The organism is Kordia sp. (assembly GCF_022447245.1).
In the GTDB taxonomy this organism is placed as follows: Bacteria; Bacteroidota; Bacteroidia; order Flavobacteriales; family Flavobacteriaceae; genus Kordia.
Window position 1 is genome coordinate 138,457 of record NZ_JAKVBC010000006.1, and the last position, 20,546, is coordinate 159,002.

General features: G+C 32.6%; 25 protein-coding genes. 5 read left to right on the forward strand and 20 right to left on the reverse strand.

What is annotated here, in order from left to right; translation table 11 throughout:
• Positions 1-102 precede the first annotated feature (102 nt).
• Entirely contained in the window at positions 103-1,296 is a 1,194-nt protein-coding gene (sucC, locus tag MK119_RS06180; RefSeq protein WP_290671905.1) for an ADP-forming succinate--CoA ligase subunit beta, read from the forward strand.
• Between the two features lie 96 nt (positions 1,297-1,392).
• On the opposite strand, the gene MK119_RS06185 is transcribed toward sucC, so the two are convergent.
• The 3 genes from MK119_RS06185 to MK119_RS06195 form a co-directional block, all read right to left on the reverse strand.
• The gene (locus MK119_RS06185; protein WP_290671956.1) at positions 1,393-2,160 is read right to left on the reverse strand and encodes a GH25 family lysozyme; all 768 of its coding nucleotides are present in this window, start codon (positions 2,158-2,160) and stop codon (positions 1,393-1,395) included.
• Between the two features lie 111 nt (positions 2,161-2,271).
• Positions 2,272-2,919, reverse strand: a complete 648-nt coding sequence (locus MK119_RS06190; protein ID WP_290671907.1) for a hypothetical protein — start codon at positions 2,917-2,919, stop codon at positions 2,272-2,274.
• A 99-nt stretch (positions 2,920-3,018) separates the two neighbouring features.
• Positions 3,019-3,546, reverse strand: a complete 528-nt coding sequence (locus MK119_RS06195) for a hypothetical protein (protein WP_290671909.1) — start codon at positions 3,544-3,546, stop codon at positions 3,019-3,021.
• 135 nt (positions 3,547-3,681) lie between these two features.
• On the opposite strand from MK119_RS06195, the gene MK119_RS06200 reads away from it, so the two are divergent.
• On the forward strand, positions 3,682-4,116 hold the full coding sequence (locus MK119_RS06200; protein WP_290671911.1) for an Hsp20/alpha crystallin family protein: 435 nt from the start codon (positions 3,682-3,684) through the stop codon (positions 4,114-4,116).
• 164 nt (positions 4,117-4,280) lie between these two features.
• Here MK119_RS06200 and MK119_RS06205 read toward each other — a convergent pair whose 3' ends face one another.
• From MK119_RS06205 to MK119_RS06255, 11 genes are all read right to left on the reverse strand, one after another.
• On the reverse strand, positions 4,281-4,838 hold the full coding sequence (locus tag MK119_RS06205) for a hypothetical protein (protein WP_290671913.1): 558 nt from the start codon (positions 4,836-4,838) through the stop codon (positions 4,281-4,283).
• A 48-nt stretch (positions 4,839-4,886) separates the two neighbouring features.
• On the reverse strand, positions 4,887-5,207 hold the full coding sequence (locus MK119_RS06210; protein WP_290671915.1) for a hypothetical protein: 321 nt from the start codon (positions 5,205-5,207) through the stop codon (positions 4,887-4,889).
• Positions 5,208-5,573 carry a hypothetical protein gene (locus tag MK119_RS06215; protein ID WP_290671917.1) on the reverse strand — a complete coding sequence of 122 codons (366 nt, stop codon included), beginning with the start codon at positions 5,571-5,573 and terminating at the stop codon, positions 5,208-5,210.
• A gap of 75 nt (positions 5,574-5,648) precedes the next feature.
• The gene (locus tag MK119_RS06220) at positions 5,649-5,903 is read right to left on the reverse strand and encodes a dihydrofolate reductase family protein (RefSeq protein WP_290671919.1); all 255 of its coding nucleotides are present in this window, start codon (positions 5,901-5,903) and stop codon (positions 5,649-5,651) included.
• Between the two features lie 21 nt (positions 5,904-5,924).
• The gene (locus MK119_RS06225; RefSeq protein ID WP_290671921.1) at positions 5,925-6,146 is read right to left on the reverse strand and encodes a hypothetical protein; all 222 of its coding nucleotides are present in this window, start codon (positions 6,144-6,146) and stop codon (positions 5,925-5,927) included.
• A gap of 213 nt (positions 6,147-6,359) precedes the next feature.
• The gene (locus tag MK119_RS06230) at positions 6,360-6,923 is read right to left on the reverse strand and encodes an intradiol ring-cleavage dioxygenase (protein ID WP_290671923.1); all 564 of its coding nucleotides are present in this window, start codon (positions 6,921-6,923) and stop codon (positions 6,360-6,362) included.
• Positions 6,924-6,934: 11 nt separating this feature from the next.
• Positions 6,935-7,474: a PepSY-associated TM helix domain-containing protein gene (locus tag MK119_RS06235; protein ID WP_290671924.1), complete on the reverse strand. Its 540-nt coding sequence runs from the start codon at positions 7,472-7,474 to the stop codon at positions 6,935-6,937.
• Positions 7,475-7,655: 181 nt separating this feature from the next.
• Positions 7,656-8,234 (reverse strand): alkylphosphonate utilization protein, encoded by a 579-nt coding sequence (locus tag MK119_RS06240; RefSeq protein WP_290671926.1) that lies wholly within the window; start codon positions 8,232-8,234, stop codon positions 7,656-7,658.
• Between the two features lie 101 nt (positions 8,235-8,335).
• Complete coding sequence (locus MK119_RS24220) at positions 8,336-8,638, reverse strand: hypothetical protein (protein WP_366512775.1); 303 nt, start codon at positions 8,636-8,638, stop codon at positions 8,336-8,338.
• 336 nt (positions 8,639-8,974) lie between these two features.
• Entirely contained in the window at positions 8,975-9,268 is a 294-nt protein-coding gene (locus MK119_RS06250; protein ID WP_290671928.1) for a DUF1456 family protein, read from the reverse strand.
• 111 nt (positions 9,269-9,379) lie between these two features.
• Positions 9,380-9,571, reverse strand: coding sequence for a cold shock domain-containing protein (locus MK119_RS06255; RefSeq protein ID WP_007094903.1), 192 nt, complete (start codon positions 9,569-9,571; stop codon positions 9,380-9,382).
• A gap of 455 nt (positions 9,572-10,026) precedes the next feature.
• Between MK119_RS06255 and MK119_RS06260 the strand changes: the two genes are divergently transcribed.
• Positions 10,027-10,413, forward strand: a complete 387-nt coding sequence (locus MK119_RS06260) for a hypothetical protein (RefSeq protein ID WP_290671930.1) — start codon at positions 10,027-10,029, stop codon at positions 10,411-10,413.
• A gap of 58 nt (positions 10,414-10,471) precedes the next feature.
• Here the strand turns inward: MK119_RS06260 and MK119_RS06265 are convergent, their stop codons facing one another.
• The 6 genes from MK119_RS06265 to MK119_RS06290 form a co-directional block, all read right to left on the reverse strand.
• Positions 10,472-11,059 (reverse strand): hypothetical protein, encoded by a 588-nt coding sequence (locus MK119_RS06265; RefSeq protein ID WP_290671931.1) that lies wholly within the window; start codon positions 11,057-11,059, stop codon positions 10,472-10,474.
• A 53-nt stretch (positions 11,060-11,112) separates the two neighbouring features.
• On the reverse strand, positions 11,113-13,101 hold the full coding sequence (gene uvrB / locus MK119_RS06270) for an excinuclease ABC subunit UvrB (protein ID WP_290671933.1): 1,989 nt from the start codon (positions 13,099-13,101) through the stop codon (positions 11,113-11,115).
• 194 nt (positions 13,102-13,295) lie between these two features.
• Positions 13,296-13,709 (reverse strand): 5-fold beta-flower protein, encoded by a 414-nt coding sequence (locus tag MK119_RS06275; protein ID WP_290671935.1) that lies wholly within the window; start codon positions 13,707-13,709, stop codon positions 13,296-13,298.
• A 183-nt stretch (positions 13,710-13,892) separates the two neighbouring features.
• Positions 13,893-15,383 carry an Hsp70 family protein gene (locus tag MK119_RS06280; protein WP_290671936.1) on the reverse strand — a complete coding sequence of 497 codons (1,491 nt, stop codon included), beginning with the start codon at positions 15,381-15,383 and terminating at the stop codon, positions 13,893-13,895.
• Positions 15,384-15,457: 74 nt separating this feature from the next.
• Positions 15,458-16,009: a hypothetical protein gene (locus tag MK119_RS06285; protein WP_290671937.1), complete on the reverse strand. Its 552-nt coding sequence runs from the start codon at positions 16,007-16,009 to the stop codon at positions 15,458-15,460.
• A gap of 133 nt (positions 16,010-16,142) precedes the next feature.
• The gene (locus MK119_RS06290; protein WP_290671939.1) at positions 16,143-18,521 is read right to left on the reverse strand and encodes an outer membrane beta-barrel family protein; all 2,379 of its coding nucleotides are present in this window, start codon (positions 18,519-18,521) and stop codon (positions 16,143-16,145) included.
• Between the two features lie 430 nt (positions 18,522-18,951).
• Between MK119_RS06290 and MK119_RS06295 the strand changes: the two genes are divergently transcribed.
• Together MK119_RS06295 and MK119_RS06300 are read left to right on the forward strand one after the other, a co-directional pair.
• Positions 18,952-19,824 carry a histidine kinase gene (locus MK119_RS06295; RefSeq protein ID WP_290671941.1) on the forward strand — a complete coding sequence of 291 codons (873 nt, stop codon included), beginning with the start codon at positions 18,952-18,954 and terminating at the stop codon, positions 19,822-19,824.
• A 1-nt stretch (position 19,825) separates the two neighbouring features.
• A complete protein-coding gene (locus MK119_RS06300) occupies positions 19,826-20,533 on the forward strand; it encodes a LytTR family DNA-binding domain-containing protein (RefSeq protein WP_290671943.1) in 708 nt (235 codons plus the stop codon).
• Positions 20,534-20,546 lie beyond the last annotated feature (13 nt).

Here is a 20,546-nt window from a genome sequence, read left to right on the forward strand (position 1 = left end):
GGGAGCGACTCTTTTTATTTTTTAATCCATCAAAAACTAAAATTAATTGGGTTTAATGCTATCGATTTTTTACATTTGTGCCACTATAAAAAATTTCGTAAAATGAATCTACACGAATACCAAGGAAAAGAAATATTAGCAAGTTTTGGCGTACGCGTTCAAAGAGGAAAAGTAGCGTCAACCCCAGCAGAAGCTGTTGAAGCTGCAAAGCAATTAACCGAAGAAACTGGCACAGGATGGCACGTGATTAAAGCACAAGTACATGCTGGTGGACGTGGAAAAGGAGGTGGAGTTAAACTTGCCAAAAATCTGCAAGAAGTAGAAGATATCGCAGGACAAATCATCGGAATGGATTTGGTAACACCACAAACTTCTGCTGAAGGAAAGCGTGTACACCAAGTATTAATCGCTGAAGATGTATACTATCCTGGTGATAGTGAGCCAAACGAATTTTATATGTCTGTATTATTAAACAGAGCTACAGGACGTAACATGATTATGTATTCTACAGAAGGTGGAATGGATATTGAAACAGTTGCAGAAGAAACGCCACATTTAATTTTTACAGAAGAAATTGATCCTGCACAAGGATTGTTACCTTTCCAAGCGAGAAGAGTAGCATTCAACTTAGGATTAAGTGGAACTGCATTTAAAGAAATGACGCGTTTTGTTTCTTCATTATACAAAGCTTATGTATCATCTGACTCATCATTATTTGAAATCAATCCTGTATTGAAAACTTCTGATGATAAAATTATGGCAGTTGATGCCAAAGTAACTTTAGATGATAATGCATTATTCCGTCACAAAGATTACGCTGCTATGCGTGATATCCGTGAGGAGAATCCAATTGAAGTAGAAGCAAAAGAAGTTGGGTTAAACTATGTTGACCTTGATGGAAACGTTGGATGTATGGTAAACGGAGCTGGATTGGCAATGGCAACAATGGATTTAATCAAGATGGCTGGTGGAGAACCTGCAAACTTCTTAGATGTTGGAGGTACAGCTGATGCAAAACGTGTAGAAGAAGCGTTTAGAATCATCTTAAAAGATCCGAATGTTAAAGCAATCTTAATTAATATTTTTGGTGGAATTGTACGTTGTGATCGTGTAGCACAAGGTGTAGTTGATGCTTATAAAAATATGGGAGATGCTATCAAAGTTCCAATCATTGTACGTTTACAAGGAACAAATGCTGATATCGCAAAAGAATTAATCGACAATTCTGGATTAGCTGTAGAGTCTGCAGTAGAATTCCAAGAAGCTGCTGACAAAGTACAAGCAGTGTTAGCGTAACTAAAAATTAGTATATTATGTATCAATTTATATATTTAAAAAAAGCCTCTCTTAATTTTGAGAAAGGCTTTTTTTGATACTTGTATTTTATATGTTTTACAGGCGACTTTCTTTAATGAAAGTTTTCAAGGCTTCTAAATCACCATTAAAATAATCTTCATCATTCGTATAGCCTTGAATTTTATATGTATCTGATTTTTTCCAAAGTACATATCCTTTTTCTTGCCAAGTTACAGGCAGCACTGGTGCCTTTTGCGATTCATAATCTGCAATCCAAAGCGGGTAATTTGCCAGTTCAGGATTATTTAAATATTGATTAGCAAAATCTATATTTGTGTATATAATAGGTTTGACACCTAATCTTTCTTCGATAGTTTTTAATAATGTTAGTACGCTTAATTGAATATTATCAATAGATTGACCTCTCTCAATTCCGCCACCTTCTACGTCTACCACAGGAGGCAGGTCGTTTGGTTGAATATCTTTAATTTGTTCTATAAAAAAATCGGCTTGTGCTATAGGGTTATTGACACTTTCATAAAAATGATACGCGCCTCTGATAAATCCTTTTTCTTTAGCCACTTTCCAATTGTGTTGAAACATTGGATCAACGATACCCGTTCCTTGCGTAGCCTTGCAAATAATAAAATCAATGCTGTCTCTGCTTTTTTCTAAATCATCTATTTCATTTCCTTGGTAAAAAGAAATGTCGATTCCAAAAGCTGGTTTGGTGTTTTCGACTACTTTTTCTTTTGGTTTAACAGGTTCTTCTTTTTGCGTTGGTTTCTCTGTTTTTTCGGTTTTTGCTGGTGTAGTTTCTTTTTTAGCATCTGCACACGCATAGATAAGTGTGATACAGAGCACTATCAAGATTTTAAAATAGGGTTGTTTCATTATGGTTGCTAATTTGATAGGTTGGTTAGTTACATAAAGTAAAGTAAATTCAATTTAAATCAAAATGTTTGATAGTCGAATCTATTTTAAGATATATGCTTCTTTGATGATTCCGCCAACTCCAATTGGGTTTTTCATCCAGGAAAAAAATCCTACTCTCTTTATTTTTGCTTCTTTACCCATAATATCTTGCAATCCGTAACTACAGTAAGAAGCATGTGCACCAGAGCGAATGATCACACTTTTGTAATTTTTGATCTTCTTGATTTTAATTTTCTTTTTGCCTAATGCCAAGAGTTTGTATGCTATTCCTGTAGAATATCCTGAATTTAAATATTCTACAGCATGTTTAAAGCTATGGATGCACTTTTTGGAGTAGTTTTCCTTTTGTAAATAAATTCGTTTTGCAATAATTGCGTAAATTTTGATAGCAGTCTCGTAATAGAGCGAACCTTCAATTTTTTTAATACCTGAGATATTCCGTACAATTTCAAAATCGGCTACATTTGTGGAAAGTGTATATCCATCTTTAAAGGTTACTTGAATTCGTTCCAAATCTTCTTCATAACTAGTAAATATATCTTCAATACTACTAAATTGTACCAAAGCAGCTTTAATGAGAGCAATTGTAACGCAGTTTCCATTTTTATAATCATTTAAACATGCTTTAGTTTCTGGTCGAATGGTAACGACAGTTTGGTAAAAGTCTGTTATAATTTTTTTCTCCATGTTTATATTTGTTTAATTTATTTCTACTGCTTTAAACTCAAAATTTTTATGAATTCCTGCAATAGGTTTAAAGTTGAAATATTCGTAATTGCTTCCATATTAAAGTAAAATAGCACTTTTTATAAATGTATCATCAGACTCGTTTTTAATTGATATAATAGATTTATTTTCAATCTTATAATCAAAAAAATGATAGGATTTATTTGCTTGATTAAACTTGTTTAAAGATGTAAATAATGTTTTGTCGTTGGGATCAAATGTAATCTTTCCTTTTATCAACAATGTGGTTATCATTGTTAAGTTGCTAAGTCTTTCGAAAGTTAGACCTTTCTTTTTTTGTTCATTGAAGCGTTCGTTGGTATACATCATATCGAGTTCATAAGCTTCTTTAAGTTTTTTCGAGTCAAAATCTTTGAGTTCTCCTTTGCTAGTGCATGCAATACATACTAACATCAATAATGAAATATAAAGAATAGGATTGTAGGTTTTGTTGTTATACATAGGTTTCATAATAATCAGTTCATGTAGTCCTAAAATACTATTATTTCGGAAATCTATGAAGTAATATAGCTTCTGATAGTTAAAACTTCGCCATCGTGTCACATCATTTTTTAATAAAAGTGTCATTATGTCATTTATTTGACATCTAAATATGTCAAAATGACATATTTTTCCGCTTGGAATCCTTTTTGCCATATACAACTCGTATTTAAATAACAAACTGAAAAAAAACAGAAATCAAATTATAAAAAAACAAATAAGATGAACATAGTAAAAAGAAAAAACGTAGACTTCCCTTCAATTTTTGACGAATTATTCCAAACAGATTGGTTTGGTGGAACGGTAAATCCAACTTCTGCAAAAGGAAATATTCCAGCAGTAAACATCAAAGAAACAGCAAACGATTTTGTACTTGAAGTTGCAGTACCAGGAAAAGCAAAAGAAGATTTTATCCTGTCGTTAGATCATGATGTATTGACAATTAGTACAGAAGAAAAGAAGGATGAAACGGCAAAAGACGACAATTATACACGAAGAGAATTTAGTTTTTCATCGTTCAAAAGATCTTTCAAATTACCGCAAACAGTAAACAAGAAAGAAATCAACGCAACATATACAAACGGAATTTTACTAGTAGCGTTACCAAAACGTGAAGAAGACAAAGTAAAACCAAAGCGTGTCATAGAAATTTCATAAAACACGTATTTGCATAATAATTATTTAGGATTGGTTAGTTAATGGGAAAAGGGTTCGTCAAGAAATTGGCGAGCCTTTTTTATTTTGGTTAGTTCAGCACAAGTAGTTTTAGTGTTTTTATATTCTTTATGTTAGAATTGTTAAAATGACTCAGTTTATTTTTATTATCCTGGATCTTCACTAGAATATTTAAAAGTAGAAATTAAATTATTTTCATTAATATGAATTCTTATATAATCAGATGCTCCACGTCCCAGAATATAAAACGTTTTAGCTTCTTTTTCAGTTGTGTCAGTATCTGAATCATCGTCCAGTTCAATTCTTTCCCAAGTTTTGATTTTCTCTTTTAAGTCAAAAATCATTTCATAATAGTAGGCTTCTTTTTTTTCGCAAGCCCAAGCATGTTCACTATCGTTTTTCACTTTAATACGTACTTTGTTGTCTAACTTAATATGTCCATTATAAGTTACTTTTCCGTCTGTTGAACCTGTACATCTATTATCTTCGTGGTATATAAATGTCCACGTATCTCCAAATAAAGAAGATACATTTTCTCCATTTTTTAGTCTTTTAATAAAATTTAATGCTACATTTTTTCCATTTTTTGGGTTGTCAATCTGCTGTGAGTTTTTAGCTTTTTCAACACTCTTTTTTTCTTGGGAATTATTTTCTTTACAAGAAATGATCGAGACTATTAACGCTAAGTATAAAATTTGTTTCATGCTTAAATTTTCTTGGGTTTATCGTGTTTATTCCATTTCAAATACTTTCTAAAAATCAATTTTATCATCTATATTTTCAGATGTTATTTCTCTCATTCGGAACTTATTTAGTCCAATTTTTTCAATTCTTTCTTCTTTTTTAGGCTCCTCATAAAAAATGTCAAAAGTTACTTTACCTTTTACTTTCCATTGATCTTGGTCTAAACTAATTAATTCTAAACTTTTAAAACGAATTGCACAAGAAGAATAGTATTTTCCTAGTTCCATTATTCCGTCTTCATTTATATCTGATACAGGAAAGACGTAATTAGTTTCTAAGCAAGGAGAATCGACTCTTATACGAGGAATATTAGGATCTGTAAAAATCACTCAAGCACCTTCTTCAATAGCATTTTCTTTTGTTATAAATAATTCAGGGATGATTAAAATAGAGTCATTTATGCCATCATTATTCAAGTCGCCCAAAGACTTCACTTCAGAATATCTTTCAATTCCATTTGTCAGTGTAGCCGTTAAAACAATGATAGAGGTATCTTTTAGAGATTCTTTAATTATAGGATGAGTTTCTGAATTTGTATGTAAACTTATTTTTTGAGATGGGTTTTCCCAATGGTCTTTCCAGTTGCTATATTCAGAAGTTTTAGTTTTTATAGGAACTTTATCATTATCATTATTTCTACAAGAAAAGATAAAGATTAATGATGCTAAGCTTATTTTGAAAAGCAAGTTTTTCATATTACTGATAAATAATGTATATCTAAGGAATTTCTATTATTTTTAAAACTACAATTTTCATATTCTTCCCCAAAATCATAAAGAGTTTTTAATCTTTTCAATACCAATTTGCTGATCGTTTAAGAGTTCTCCAAATAGTGGAATACCATCAGGAATCACAATTGGCATGATAAAGGTTTGCAATTCATCTATGAGGTTTTCATTGAGTAAGATTGCATTGATTTGTCCGCTACCAATCAACCAAATATCTTTTCCTTCTTGTTGTTTCCAATTTTTGACAAACTCTTTATGATCTTTGGCAATAAAATGTACATCTTCGTTGTCTTTCAAATTAGGATTGGTAGTGAAAACTTAGTTTTTCTTTCCCTTATACGGAAAAGGAATGTTCCAACTTAGCACTTTTTGATAGGTTTTATTTCCCTGAATCGTTGTATCAATACTATTGCACATTTCATAAAAACCATAATCTACACCTTCTGTATGTGGAATCGCGTCTAGCCAATTGACATCATCATTTAAGCGAGCAGTTTTTCCATCTAGGCTTATGGCAATATGTAATAATAGTTTTCTCATAGAGAACTAAATATACAAAAAACAAAAGCTGATTTGATGAAATGATTAAGATGCTTTTGTTGCTGATAAGTTTTTAAGCTATTTTGAAACTTTGATTACTTTTGTTAAAACATAACCATTAGTTGTATTTCCAGGAAGCTTATCGGCCATATTTCTATTAAGACTGTTCCTAAATACGCCATCTCTTTTATTGCAAGTCTCAGCAGCACCATCTTAATTTTCAGATGTATACACTGCATTTGAGATAGTATCAGGAAAGGCAATTTGTGTTACTAAAAGCGATCGATCTTTTTGATCTAATACTTCAATATGAAGATGCGGAGCTCTTCCGGGATACCATCCGGGATAAATAGAAACGAAATTAACATTTCCATGCATATCTGTGGTTTGTCTTCCTCTTAAAAAGTTCTTATTTGTAAAATTTCCATCATTTTGCCATGCATATTCTGAGTAATTCCCATGAGCGTCACAGTGCCAGATATCTACAAACGCGTTAGGTAAAGGTTTGCAATTATTGTTAGCATCCTGTATGGTTATATTGATAATTAATGGCACACCAATACGATCTCCAATAATATTTTCTCTAACGACATCAGCAGTTGATTTTAGAGGAAAAGGACCCGCAGTTTCTCTTGGTGATGTTTTACAATTATCATCATCATTTGAAGTTCTCTTGGAGTCAACTTTTTGATATGATTGACTCGCTACGATTGTTCCTACGATTGGAAGTGTTAATGCTCCTACACCGAGGTTTTTAATAAATTTTTTCCTGTCCATGATTTTATGTTTTATGCAAATAATAGGATAAAAAGTATTGGGAATAACATACCTGCAACGGCTAGTTTCCAACCTCGACCTTTAAATCCTTTTTTACCCATTGGAATGAGTACACCTGTTACAGCAATCACTAACATGGCAACTCCAAAAATATCTGAATACCAAATCCAGAAGCTATTCGTAGATTTATGTAAATACATACTATGCCCAACAATAGGAACTTTTCGTTTGTACTCAACGGTTCCTTTTCCTGTTTTCATTTCGGTATCTAAAATTGCACTTTCTTTAAAGTATACTCTTAATGCTCCATCACGAACCCTATGTCCATCATATTCCCCCAATTCTTTGGTTACGTTTGCTAAATATTCATCTGTGAGTGCTGCTTCATTTTCTGGGATTGCAATTTCAAAAGGCTTGGTTTCATAAGTATAATCCATTGGATACCAATCTTGACGATGATTCAGTATAATTCCTGAAAAAGAAAAAGCTTTAATTAACCCTACATAAAAGTATGCGATATCGCGATGTAAGCTACGGTTCGTTATTTTCATAAAAAATAGTTTTCCGTAAAACTCGTAGATAAAAAAGAATAAGAGAAAAAAAACAGTAAACAACATAGTTTTTACCACAAACAACATTTGAATGATAAGTATGTTTATGATATTCAGGTAATTATATTAAAAAAGGGCATATGTAATACATGACCTTTAACTATATTGTATAAAATGAAAATTAATTCTTTTTTACATATTTAGTAAGAATCACAATATGTTGTCCGTTCACGCGTCCTTCGATATGTTCGGCATTGTCATGAACCAAAGAAATGTTGCGAACTGGAGTTCCGCGTTTTGCGACAAAATTGGCTCCTTTTACGTTTAAATCTTTGATTAAAACAACACTGTCTCCAGCTTGCAATTGTACGCCATTTACATCTAAATGTTTGATAGCATTTTCTTTGTCTTCTGCTTCTCCAGTGGCAGCTGCCCAGGCTAAATCATCTTCATCCAAATACATCATATCGAGCAAATCTTGTGGCCAGCCTTCATTTTTCAATCGATGTAACATTCGCCATGCAACAATTTGAACCGCTTTTATTTCGCTCCACATGCTATCATTTAAGCAACGCCAATGGTTGGTATTCATAGTTTCAGGATCTTCTATTTGAGAAATACATGTTTCACAGGCGTGAATAGATTTTTCTAGTGCATGATCATGATTTGGAGGTACGTGATAAATGGCTAAATTTTGGGTATTGCCACACAATTCGCATACAGCGCCACTACGTTTTTGGATGTCTCTTTCGATGCTCATAGTTGATTTTGAGAATTTGAGACAAAAGTAGAAGTTTCACTGAAAAATGAAAGCAGATAAGGTATTTATTTAATCGATTATAGTGAGATTAATAGTAGTTTTTAATTGTAAATACGAATGATTTCGCCAGTTTGTTTTCCGTCCACGCTTTTGCGATACGCATTGATGACTTTTGGCATGGTAATAGGGTTGTGTCCAGGGAAATACGGATCATACTTTTCTACTGCATCTTCAACCAAACCAGAAGATACTACATTGACACGAATGCGACCTTCTAATTCTAAAATCACGGCTTTTACAAAACTGTGAATAGCACCATTTACCATGGCAGCACTGGTAGGCATAGGAACAGGTTCGTCAGCTAAAATTCCCGTGGTTAGTGTAATTGAACCACCTTTTTTCAAATAATGTTACCCAATACGAACCAAATTCACTTGTCCCATCAATTTACTTTTGAAACCTATATAATAATCTTCTTCCAAAAGTTCATCAAATGGCTTTCATTTCGCTTCTCCAGCTGCGCAAATAATTGCATCAAGCGTTCCAATCCTTTCAAACATTGCTTTGATACTTTCGCTATTACTGATATCAACCGTAGCATCTCCGTTAGTACGTCCAGCAATTAATACTTCGTGTTTTTGCTAAAAATATGCAGTGATTTTTTTGCCTATTGTTCCGTTTTCTCCAATGATGAGTATTTTCATAACGAATGAATTTGTATGTTGCGGTTATGAGATAATTTACTTTCGCTCCTTACGTTTAGAAGTTGGAGGAGTCGTTTGCTTGGGTTTAGGTTTATCCCCTTTTTTAGGCATTGGACCGCGCAGGTGAATGACCAAGCCATTTAAAAAGTTACGCAAAATTTGATCGCCACAATTTTTATATTTTGGATGATCTTCATTTCGGAAAAATGCGCCCAATTCACTTTTGGAGATTCTAAAATCTACCAATTCTAATATTTTTACAATATCATCATCGCGGAGCTTTAAAGCTACACGAAGTTTTTTAAAAATGTCGTTATTTGTCAATGCCATGCGGCAAAGATACTTAAAAGTAGCGAGTAGTGCTTTTTAATTTAGACATAAAAAAAAGCCTATCGTGAGATAGACTTTTACTTCATTAAGGAATAAAATATATATAGAATATTAAATCACTTTCACGTTCACTGCGTTTAGACCTTTGCGACCTTCTGTTAATTCGAATTCTACTTCATCTCCTTGACGAACTTCATCGATTAATCCAGAAATGTGTACAAAATGCTCTTTGTTTGAACCTTCTTCAACGATGAAACCAAAACCTTTAGTGTCATTGAAGAATTTTACTGTTCCTCTACTCATTGTAATAAATTTAAATAATTGTTTTAATGGTTACAAAGATACTGCCAAATACCACGCGCCCGACCAATTGTGAGATTTTTTTGAAAAGGTTACAATTATTTAATATTAATTTTTTCATTTTTCTGTTGTTAGCCCGCGTCTTTTATGAGTTCTTGCCTTGTTTTTAAATTTTCTATTTTTTTAAATTTTCTTGTTTTTTCTGATTTTTTAACCCATAATCGACTGCAAGTGTCTTGTAATGTGGAAAATATAAGCTTGAAAAACTCTTAGATTCTTCTTTTTTATAAAAATATCTTTAGCTGTATTTTATGTAGAAATTGTATTGAATCAGAACAATAAAATGCATACGTATTTATACCTGTTTTTTACTTTCCGAAGTACTACGCTAACCAAAATCAAGACATTCTTCATACTTTTATATAACAATTGAAACGTCACTTAAATCTTATAAAAAGATGTCAATACCAACTCCTGGCTTATATATGTCACCTAGTAAAACAATTCGGATAGAAATTACAAAAGCTGATCCGACTACTGGAGTTATTGAAGGAACTTACGAGAACGATTATACCCCAGAAGGGACGATGATTGTAAAGGGGAAAATTGGCGGTTATGCTTGGGTAAATAATAATGATGGAGGAGAAGGAAGCGCACCGTTTAGTATCAATTTTACAGTTTCAGAAAGACCTATTGATTATCCGTATTGTTTGGTTGATTTTTGGAATGGTTTTTACTCCAAGTCTGATTCGATTGTTATCACAGGAACACGTTCATATGTAAGGAATGATGGAACTGTTCAGTCTATTGGTTTAGGTACTTTAGAACTGAAATTAAATACGTAATTGTTTAGTATATATAATTGTTGTGTAAGCGCAAGAGAAGAAGTAATATTTGCCGTTGCTAATTTTCTTGCGTTTCATTTTCTATGAAGGTTAGGTCAATATGATAATTCTCTGGATCAAAAGGATCAATGTATGCTATAGTTTCTTTTTGTATATAAAAATACATGCGCACAGCTGTTTCACCTTTTGGAATTGTCGTAGTAAGAATTAATTCTTGGTTGTGATACTGAACATTAAATGTCACATTGCAAAACGTATGTTTTACAGTTTCTTCATTATGATGTCCATATCCTGATACTTCGTTAATGGCAGCAGCATTTACTGTTGCTATTGTATTTGTTTGATATTGATGTTTTTCCTGAATGTTAGCATTGTCCAATACAATGATAATTTTATCTGCTCTTTGTTTGAATTCCTGTAGATCCGTATCGTATTGCTGATCTATTTGTTTTTTCATTTTAGAAGCAAAAGTGAATAGATATATTAGAAAGATTAAAATAGGAATTAATATACCTAATCCAATGAGAATAATTGTCCAGTTAGTAGGAGTAGATATCAATCCTGAAGTAATAAATATTACTCCAACAACAACAAGTGCCATTCCAAAATAGCTGCCAATTTCTGAAAATGCTTCTTTAATATCCATATGCTTATTATATAATTTGATATAATAAGTTGGTATGGGGTGATATAGTTTTGTTACAGTTTCTCTTGTAACAATTTAATCTCGTCCCGGTATTTAGCAGCATCCATAAAGTTCAATTCTTTAGCCGCCGCTTCCATCAATTTGCGTTTCTCACGAATCTGTTTTTCTATTTGTTCCTTAGTCATGTATGCTACATCTGGTTCTGCAGCAGCTTTCGTTTCAATACTATCTTCCCAAGCCAGACTTTCATCTTTACTCAACGCATTGTTTAACGATTTGTTTAAACCTTTTGGTGTGATGTTGTGTTCTATATTGTAAGCAATTTGTTTTTCTCTTCTGTAAGCAGTTTCATCGATGGTTTTTTGCATACTTTTGGTAATTTTATCAGCGTACATGATGGCTTTTCCATTCACGTTTCTCGCAGCTCTACCAACTGTTTGCGTCAATGACCTTGTGGAGCGTAAAAAACCTTCTTTATCAGCATCTAAAATGGCTACCAAAGAAACTTCTGGTAAATCCAACCCTTCACGCAGTAAGTTTACTCCAATCAAAACATCAAACAAACCTTTGCGCAAATCTTGCATGATTTGTACACGTTCTAGCGTGTCTACATCACTGTGAATATAACGACAGCGAATTTGAATACGCGTTAAATATTTTGTCAATTCTTCCGCCATACGTTTGGTCAAGGTTGTCACCAATACACGTTCGTCTTTTTCGGTTCGTTGGTGAATTTCTTCTACCAAATCATCAATTTGATTCAAACTTGGGCGTACTTCAATAATCGGATCTAATAATCCAGTCGGGCGAATGACTTGCTCTACATAGACACCATCTGTTTTGTGTAATTCGTAATCTGCAGGTGTGGCACTTACATAAATTACCTGATTCTGAATGGCTTCAAATTCCTCAAACTTTAGCGGTCTGTTATCCATGGCAGCAGGCAAACGGAAACCAAATTCCACTAAATTTTCTTTTCTACTTCTATCACCACCATACATAGCATGCACTTGTGAAACTGTAACATGACTTTCATCAACTACCATTAAATAATCATCTGGAAAATAGTCTAACAAACAGAAAGGACGTGTTCCTGGCGCACGACCATCCAAGTATCTTGAATAGTTCTCAATTCCAGAACAATATCCTAATTCACGAATCATTTCTAAGTCAAAATTGGTGCGTTCTTCCAAGCGTTTTGCTTCTAAATGCTTTCCAATTTCTCTAAAATAATCTACTTGTTTCACCATATCTTCCTGAATCTGATGAATGGCATTTTGCAATACTTCTGGAGAAGTCACAAACATATTTGCAGGATAAATATTGAGTTGGTTGTATTTTTCAAGCATTGTATTTGTGGCAGGATCAAAGGATTCTATTTCTTCAATTTCATCTCCAAAAAAGTGAATTCTAAAAGCAAAATCCGCATATCCCGGAAATACATCTACAACATCGCCTTTTACACGAAATGAACCATGTAAAAAATCGGCTGTAGTTCTGGAATACAAACTTTGCACCAAGCGATGCAATAATTTTGTTCGAGAAATCACTTGATCGCGTTCTAATTTGATGACATTTTTTTGAAATTCAACAGGATTCCCAATACCATATAAACAGGAAACGGATGCAATTACAATCACATCACGTCGACCCGAAAGTAGGGAAGAAGTGGTACTTAAACGAAGCTTCTCAATTTCTTCATTGATTGATAAATCTTTTTCTATATAGGTTCCAGAAGTTGGAATGTAGGCTTCTGGTTGATAGTAATCATAATATGAAACAAAATACTCTACAGCATTGTTTGGAAAAAACTGCTTAAACTCTGAGTACAACTGTGCTGCTAAGGTTTTGTTATGCGCCAAAATCAACGTAGGTCTTTCTACTTGTTGAATCACATTGGCAACTGTAAATGTTTTTCCCGAACCTGTAACACCGAGTAATGTTTGGTATTGTTCGTTGGTTTCAATTCCAGAAATAAGTTGTTCAATCGCTTGTGGTTGATCGCCAGTTGGCTCAAAATCAGATTCAATTTTAAACTTCATATACGGTGTTTGCTTTTTTGAATGATCCTACAAAAATAGCGAAAAGAAACGAGCATCAACTGTCATTGTAGATTGAAAAATAAATCATTGCCAAAGACTGCTGATGCTCAATTTTTTATTCAGAAAGCTCGTTATTTGATACTTCCTTTTATTCAAGTTCAAACATAAGGTTTCAAAGTTGCAGAAGCTGCTATTTATTTTGCGCTACCTGAATCAAGATCCCAGAAATAGAAAAAGAAAAATCCTGCAGCATGTTCAGGCTTGATGCCGTCACAATCTCCAATTCTACTGCCTTTGTAATAAATGTCTCCGTCACTTTCCACCTTTCCAATTCTGGATCCTCTATAGTAAACATCTCCGTCGCTTTCTATTTTGCCAATTCTAGATCCTTTGTAGTAAATGTCTCCATCACTTTCAATCTTCCCGATTCTAGATCCGCTCTTATACACATCTCCATCAGATTCAATTTTCCCTACACGAGAACCTTTTACATAAATATCTCCATCACTTTCAATTTTACCAATTCTACTTCCTTTGTAGTATACACTTTGTGCATAACAAGTAGTTCCAATACATAGAAATAATAGAAAGAATACTGCTTTTTTCATTGTTGTCTTATTTAGTTTTTAAAATTTAATATTGTCTGTGTTTACATGTATGATTACTAGCTGAAAAAGAATGGTATTGATATATGTAACACAGTATTTATTGTATATGTCTTAATCGAATACATGTAACCTTATTTTTTGATTTTTTTGAGAATTGCAGAAAGAAACATGCTTTAATTAAGATTATTTATTAAAAAATTGATCGTTCACAAAGGTTTGATAGCTTTGTATTTCTTCAGGAGTAAGTCCGTTTTTAGATTTGACCTGATATATGTCGTTAAAAGCAATTATGGTAAGTTCCATATTGGCATCCATATCAAATTTGATGTTTATTTTTTCTTCGCCTTTTGGTGCTTTTTTTATGTTTGGAATCGTAACAGAATCCATATAAACATTGTCTTTAATAGCGCTACTTGATCCTTTGTAAAATTTAATTTCTAAACTGGTTTGGCCATCAGAAACTGTTTGGAAATCGTGTTTTGCTTCTCTAGGAATTGTTTGTCCTTTATTGAAAAAGCTATGAAAAACACCATCTTGTAATTCAATTCCATAATTGTCTTGCAACACTTCTATCACAAACCGCTGATCGTGCTTTTGGATAGTGTCGTCTAAAATAGCTGCTTGTATGATGGCACCTTTGGCAACACAGGTTTCTGGATCCGTATTTGATAAACATTTGGTGTTTAGTTTTTCTTCAATAGCAACTTTTAAACCGTGTGTGCGACTTGCTCTTCCAACCAATAATGTGTCAAATGAAGTATTGTTGGGAATCTCTTTGAGTGACTTTTCTAACAAGGCTAAGATTCGGTTAAATAAGGGTTTTGAGATATCCAAAAAGTCTTTTCGCGAGAGTGTTAGTGGTTCATAAATTTGCAAATCATCTCGCAGAATTCCCATAGGATAATGTGTGGTAGCTTTTTCTTGGCTACTTAAATCATGCTTTAACTTGGCTAATTTTTCTTTGAATTCAATAGTCTTTTCAATACTAAGATTATTCAGGTTTATGATATCTTTTGCTTTGTAATCTTTCACCCAATTAAAAATAGCATCATCAAAATCTAATCCGCCTAAGTTGGTGTCACCTTCTATATTTTTTACTTCTAATGGAAAATCTTTTTTGTGTTCTTCTTGTGAAACATCAATCACAGAAATATCTAGAGTTCCACCACCTATATCGACCACCATTAAATGATCTCTAATTTGATTGTGTGTTGTATATTCTAAAGCGCCGGCAGTTGCTTCATTGATTAATCGTCTAACAGGTAAATTAGCAATTAAAGCAGCTTCCATAGTAGCTCTACGCTGATGAATATCAAAATGTGAAGGAATTGCAATGATAGCGCCATCAATTTTTGCTGGCAAACCGAGACTTTTCATGTCTTCCAGCGCCATTTTTTTTAATTGACATAATAATAAAGCAGCAATACATTGTGGGTGAACACTTTTGTGTTTGGATACTTTTACAGCGCCTTTGCGCCCTAAATGCCTTTTAATACCGCCAATATATATCGCTTCTTTTTCTTTGGAACGCTTTCCAACAGATATGGTGTCTTTTACAAAAGAAACTTCGGAAGGCATGCTGTACATACCATTGAGTTTTACTATACGAGGTTTACCTTCATGCCAATATCCAATAACAGATTTTGTAGTTCCTAAATCGATTCCAACTAACATAGATTCTATAAATTATTGAGAAATAGGTTATTGTATAGAAGGATAACAATTTTCTTGCCACTCTAATGTAACCGTTAATTTTCTTCTAGTTCATACACACTCAGTTCATAATTATCACCATTTGCAGCATACCATTCAAATAAAGCATACAATTCATCGGTGCCATTTTTATTTACATCCATTTTGCAAAAAGTTACTTGCGTAGGATTGTCAAAATATATCGTATCTCTATGAATGATAGTTTCCCTTTCTCGAAAGATTAGAATTCGGCCGCTTACGTCAAAACTTTCAGGATACGATATGTTCAACATTACTGATTTGTCTCTAATTTTATATGGGAAATCATTCGGTAAAGAATCAAATTTATTTAGAATAAGTTCTTTGTTATCTATGATTCCATTCGACACCAATTCTTCGTAAAAGCGACCTTCTTGAGTTTTGTATTCGTAATTTTGAACAGGGTTTCTATTCAAAAAACTTTCTGAAGCTTTTCCTTGCAAGGTGTCGCTTCCAAAATAATTTCTACGAAACGAATATGCATCTAGTTGTTTGACAGAATAACTTTTTTCTTTATGGCATCCCACAAAAGAGAAGATCATTAAGAGTATTAGTGTATATTTTTTCATTTTTATAGAAACAAAGGAGATGTGAATCCTTAATATACTTCTTTTTAAAGTATAAAAAAAAGGCAATCACATTCGATTGCCTTTTTTCAGGTTATTATGGGGAAATAAAGGTGGAATTACATAATGTCTGTACTTAAAAATTCTTTTGTCCAGAAAATTCCATGGCTTCTCCTTTTCCAAATCCAAAGCTAATTCCAATAGTAACAAAACGTCCGCTTACACTATTAGAGGTTCTTAAAAAGTCAACTTGATTTGTAATGGATTGACGACGACGAGAAGCGAATACATCTCTGATACTTAGATTTGCATTCAAACGTCCTTTCATCATTTTTTTACGGATTCCAAGATTCATAAAGGTATTGTCTGCAACTTCTCCTTGAACTGTTTTAAATTTAGATCGATAGTTTCCTGTTGCTTCTAAGGTAAAATCTAATGGTAATTTAAATTTCCCTGTTAATCTGGAACTCCATTGATTTCCATTAAAATCAAAGTTTAAATCTTCAAACTGACCTTTTCGAACAAATGAATTGTAGTTAAAATCAGTTGTAAAAGTTGCCCAGTTTGTCGCGTTGTATTTTGCGTTAAGTTCAATACCTGTTCCTTTGTTTGTCCCAACATTACTAGGTTGTGAAGTGGTCACATTGTTTTCAAACGTAGAAATGTCTTCAATCACATCTTTGGTAGCTCTGTGATAAATTCCAAAATTTAAGGATCCTTGATTGAATTTAAGAATACTAGTGATTTCAAAAGAATCTGTGAATTCAGGATTTAGGTTTGGATTTCCTGTTGAAATATTAAAGTTGTCACGGAAGGAGAAAAATGGATTCAAATCCCATAAACGTGGTCTGTATATACGCTTAGAATATCCTGCTTGTAATGACAAATCTTCAGTTATTTTATAAGAAGTGTGAACGCCAGGGAATAGGTTTGTATATTTTTGTGTGTTACGCTCATTGGTATTTACAAGTTTGGTTCTTAAATCTGTATTTTCTAAACGCAAACCACCTTTAATTCCCCATTTTTCAGCTTCATATGCAAACGTAGAATACACACCAAGTACATTTTGATTGTAATCAAAAATATTACTAAAACTTGCATTGATTACCCAGTCATTATTGATGAAGTCTCTAACTTGATAGTTATTGCTTACATCATCTATGATAAATTGTGCACCAGTTTCTAAGGTGTATTTTTCGCCAAAAGGATGTGTATAGTCTAATTTGAACGTATATTCATTTTGAACAAAATTTGTAATAGCTTCTTGCAACATGTCAGGAATGTTACCAATAGTCGTAGTGTTGTTAAAGTTTGATGTTTTGTCTTTCCCAAACGATGTTCCTAAAGCACTGAAAAGTAAACTATGTTCTTTATGATCTTCAAAATCCTTTTTGTATTGTAATTCATATTGCCATTTAGGATTGCTAGCAGTAGTCAACTCACGGCGATTCCAAGCATCTGTAGTGGTAGCTGTATTATCAATAAACTGATATAATTGCGTTGAGTTTTCTTTTTCATCTTCAAAAGCATAATGCCCAGAAAGTGTAATTACGTTTAAATCATTGATATGGTAATCTGTTCCTAAAATAACATTGAAGAATTTTTCATTTTTATCACTCTCGCCATTAGTAGTCAAGGTAGTTTCGGTAGCTCTGTTTAAACTACTAGATTCGCTTTCTCTTGGAAAGGTTCGTCTTCCATATCCTAATTGACTAAATAGATTGAATTTTTCAGTACGTCTATTAAGGCTTACACCAATACTATGATTGTTTGGAATACCAGTATTCAATGTTACGGAACCATTCAAACCTTTCTTTTCATTCTTTTTTAGAATGATGTTAATGATTCCTGAAGTTCCTTCAGCGTCATATTTTGCGGAAGGATTTGTAATCACTTCTATTTTATCAATCATATCCGCAGTAATACTTCCCAATGCATTTCCCTCTTCGCTAGCAAGTACAGATGGCTTTCCATTGATGAGTATTTGCACGCCTGAATTTCCGCGTAAGCTTATTTGTCCTTCTATGTTTACATTTACAGAAGGAACATTATTTAAAATTTCTAAGGCACTTGCGCCAGTACTACTTAGATCAGCACCTACATTAAATACGCGTTTGTCAAGTTTAAAAACTGTTTGCGATTTTTCAGCACGAACAATAACTTCATCTAATTGTGATTGATCCTCTGATAATACAATTTTATCTAAGTCAATACGGTTATTTTGTATGGTAAAGTTTTTGATTTTTTTGTTTTTGAAACCTATAAAGCTGACTTCTATATAAAAATTAGTCGTTGAGGTTGTAAAAGAGAATTGTCCTTTTTCGTTAGTTGTTGCTCCAGTGATTGGTTTTTGAGTATCCCTATCTGCAATAAGCACTGTTGCAAATGCTACAGGAACATTATTGCTTTCAACCACTGTTCCAGTGATTGTTATTTCAGTATTTTCTTGAGCATTAGCTGAAAATGAGCCAATAAAACCCAATGCAATTATAAAGCAAAGCAAGTTGATTTTCATGGATGTATTTATTTTTGATGACAAATATCAATGAGTAGTTTCTTTTATTAAAAAAGAATCCAGTGAACAGCAGTAAGATTCCTGTAAACAACATTTGTGTTTTTGGCATGGAATATTCGTTGTTCGCAGTGGTATTTGTGTTGTTTGCTATTACTTTATACTAAAATAGTATGTAATAGCTTATTTTTGAAGAATATAAGATTCATGTTTTTAAAATCATGTGCGAAACAGTGTGATGACATGAATTTTGTATCCAATAGATTAAAGAATGATACTATAAACAATGAAACGTTTGCTTCAACACTTACGAACAAAAGAATGGTTAGCACAAGGACTTTTTTTAGTTGTTTTGTTCTTCTTGTATTCTTTTGATAAACATAGTCCGCATATAGAGATGCACAAGTTTTTTTTCTTTTTGCACTATATGTCTATGGCATTCTTTATTGGTTATGTGTTACTTCCATTATTTTTTTATACTAAAAAATATTTGCGATTTTTTAGTGCTTTGCTATTGGTGTTTGCGTATGCTTATGTAACCGAAGAACTTGTTTTAGAACGGATCTTTTTTGAGGATAAAAGAGCGAAATATATTTCTAATGTGTTTTATACTTTATTAGAAATTGTACCATTAATAATGACGATGGTTAGTTTTAAATTTGCTTGGGATATTAGTAAAAAGCAGAATGAAGTTGAGCAATTAAAAATAGCAATGCAAGAAAGTGAATTGCGTTTTTTGAAATCTCAGATCAATCCACATTTTTTGTTTAATAATTTAAATAATTTGTATTCATATGCTATGGAGAATTCTCCAAAAACACCTTCTATTATTTTAGAGCTTTCTTCGGTATTACGATATATGTTATATGACTGTAAAGAAGATTATGTGTCGCTTATCAAAGAGGTTGAGCATTTAAAGCATTTTACAGGTTTGAATGAATTACAAATAGAGAATAGAGGAGCAGCTAGTTTTAAAGCAAAAAATGTCAGTGATACTTTTGTAATAGCTCCATTGATATTAATTGTGTTTGTTGAGAATGCTTTTAAACATAGTTCAGCTAGTCAAACAAAAGGTATTGTGATAGATGTTGCTATTGATGTCTCTGCTGATGGAAAGTTAAACTTTATGTGTAGTAATAGTTTTTTAACTGATTCAAATACTCAAAGTTTGTCCCAAGGTATTGGTTTAGAGAACGTGAAAAAACGTTTGGAGATTTTATATCCTAACAAATATGAATTGTCAATTGATGCGTCAATTAATATGTATAATGTAGCGCTTACATTACAATTACAAGAACGAAAATAATATGTTGAGAAGTTGTATTATAATTGAAGATCAAGCGCCTGCGCAGCGTATTTTACAAAAATACATTAAAGATGTTGGTACTTTAGACTTGAAAGGAACGTTTTCTGATGCAGTTGATGCTATCGTTTTTTTACAAAATAATATGGTGGATTTAATTTTTTTAGATATTCATTTACCAAAAATATCAGGAATGGATTTTTTAAAAACGTTTCAAAATCCTCCTCAAGTAATTTTAACTACGGCTTTTTCAGAATATGCTTTGGAAAGTTATGAATACAATGTCGTTGATTATTTACTCAAACCATATTCGTTTCAACGTTTTATTCAAGCGATTTCAAAAAGTGTCTCTTTGATGAAGCCTAATTTAGAAGTAGCTCAAGAAAAAACATCTGTAAATGAAGATCATTTTTTTATAAAAATTGGGCATGATTTGGTTAAAATATATACTAATGAAATTATGTATTTTACCTCAGATGAAGATTATGTAAAAATTGTTACACAACATAAATCATATTTGAGCTCAGATTCTTTGAAAACTTGGTTGGCTAAATTAACTACAACATTTTGTCAAATTCACAAATCATATATCATCAATACAAAACATATTGAGAAGATTTCAGGAAATCAAGTTTACTTATCTAAAGGTATTTGTGTGCCAATTGGTCGAGCTTATAAAGACTATTTTGTGAATACTTTTTTGAATGAGTAATAACTATGTTATT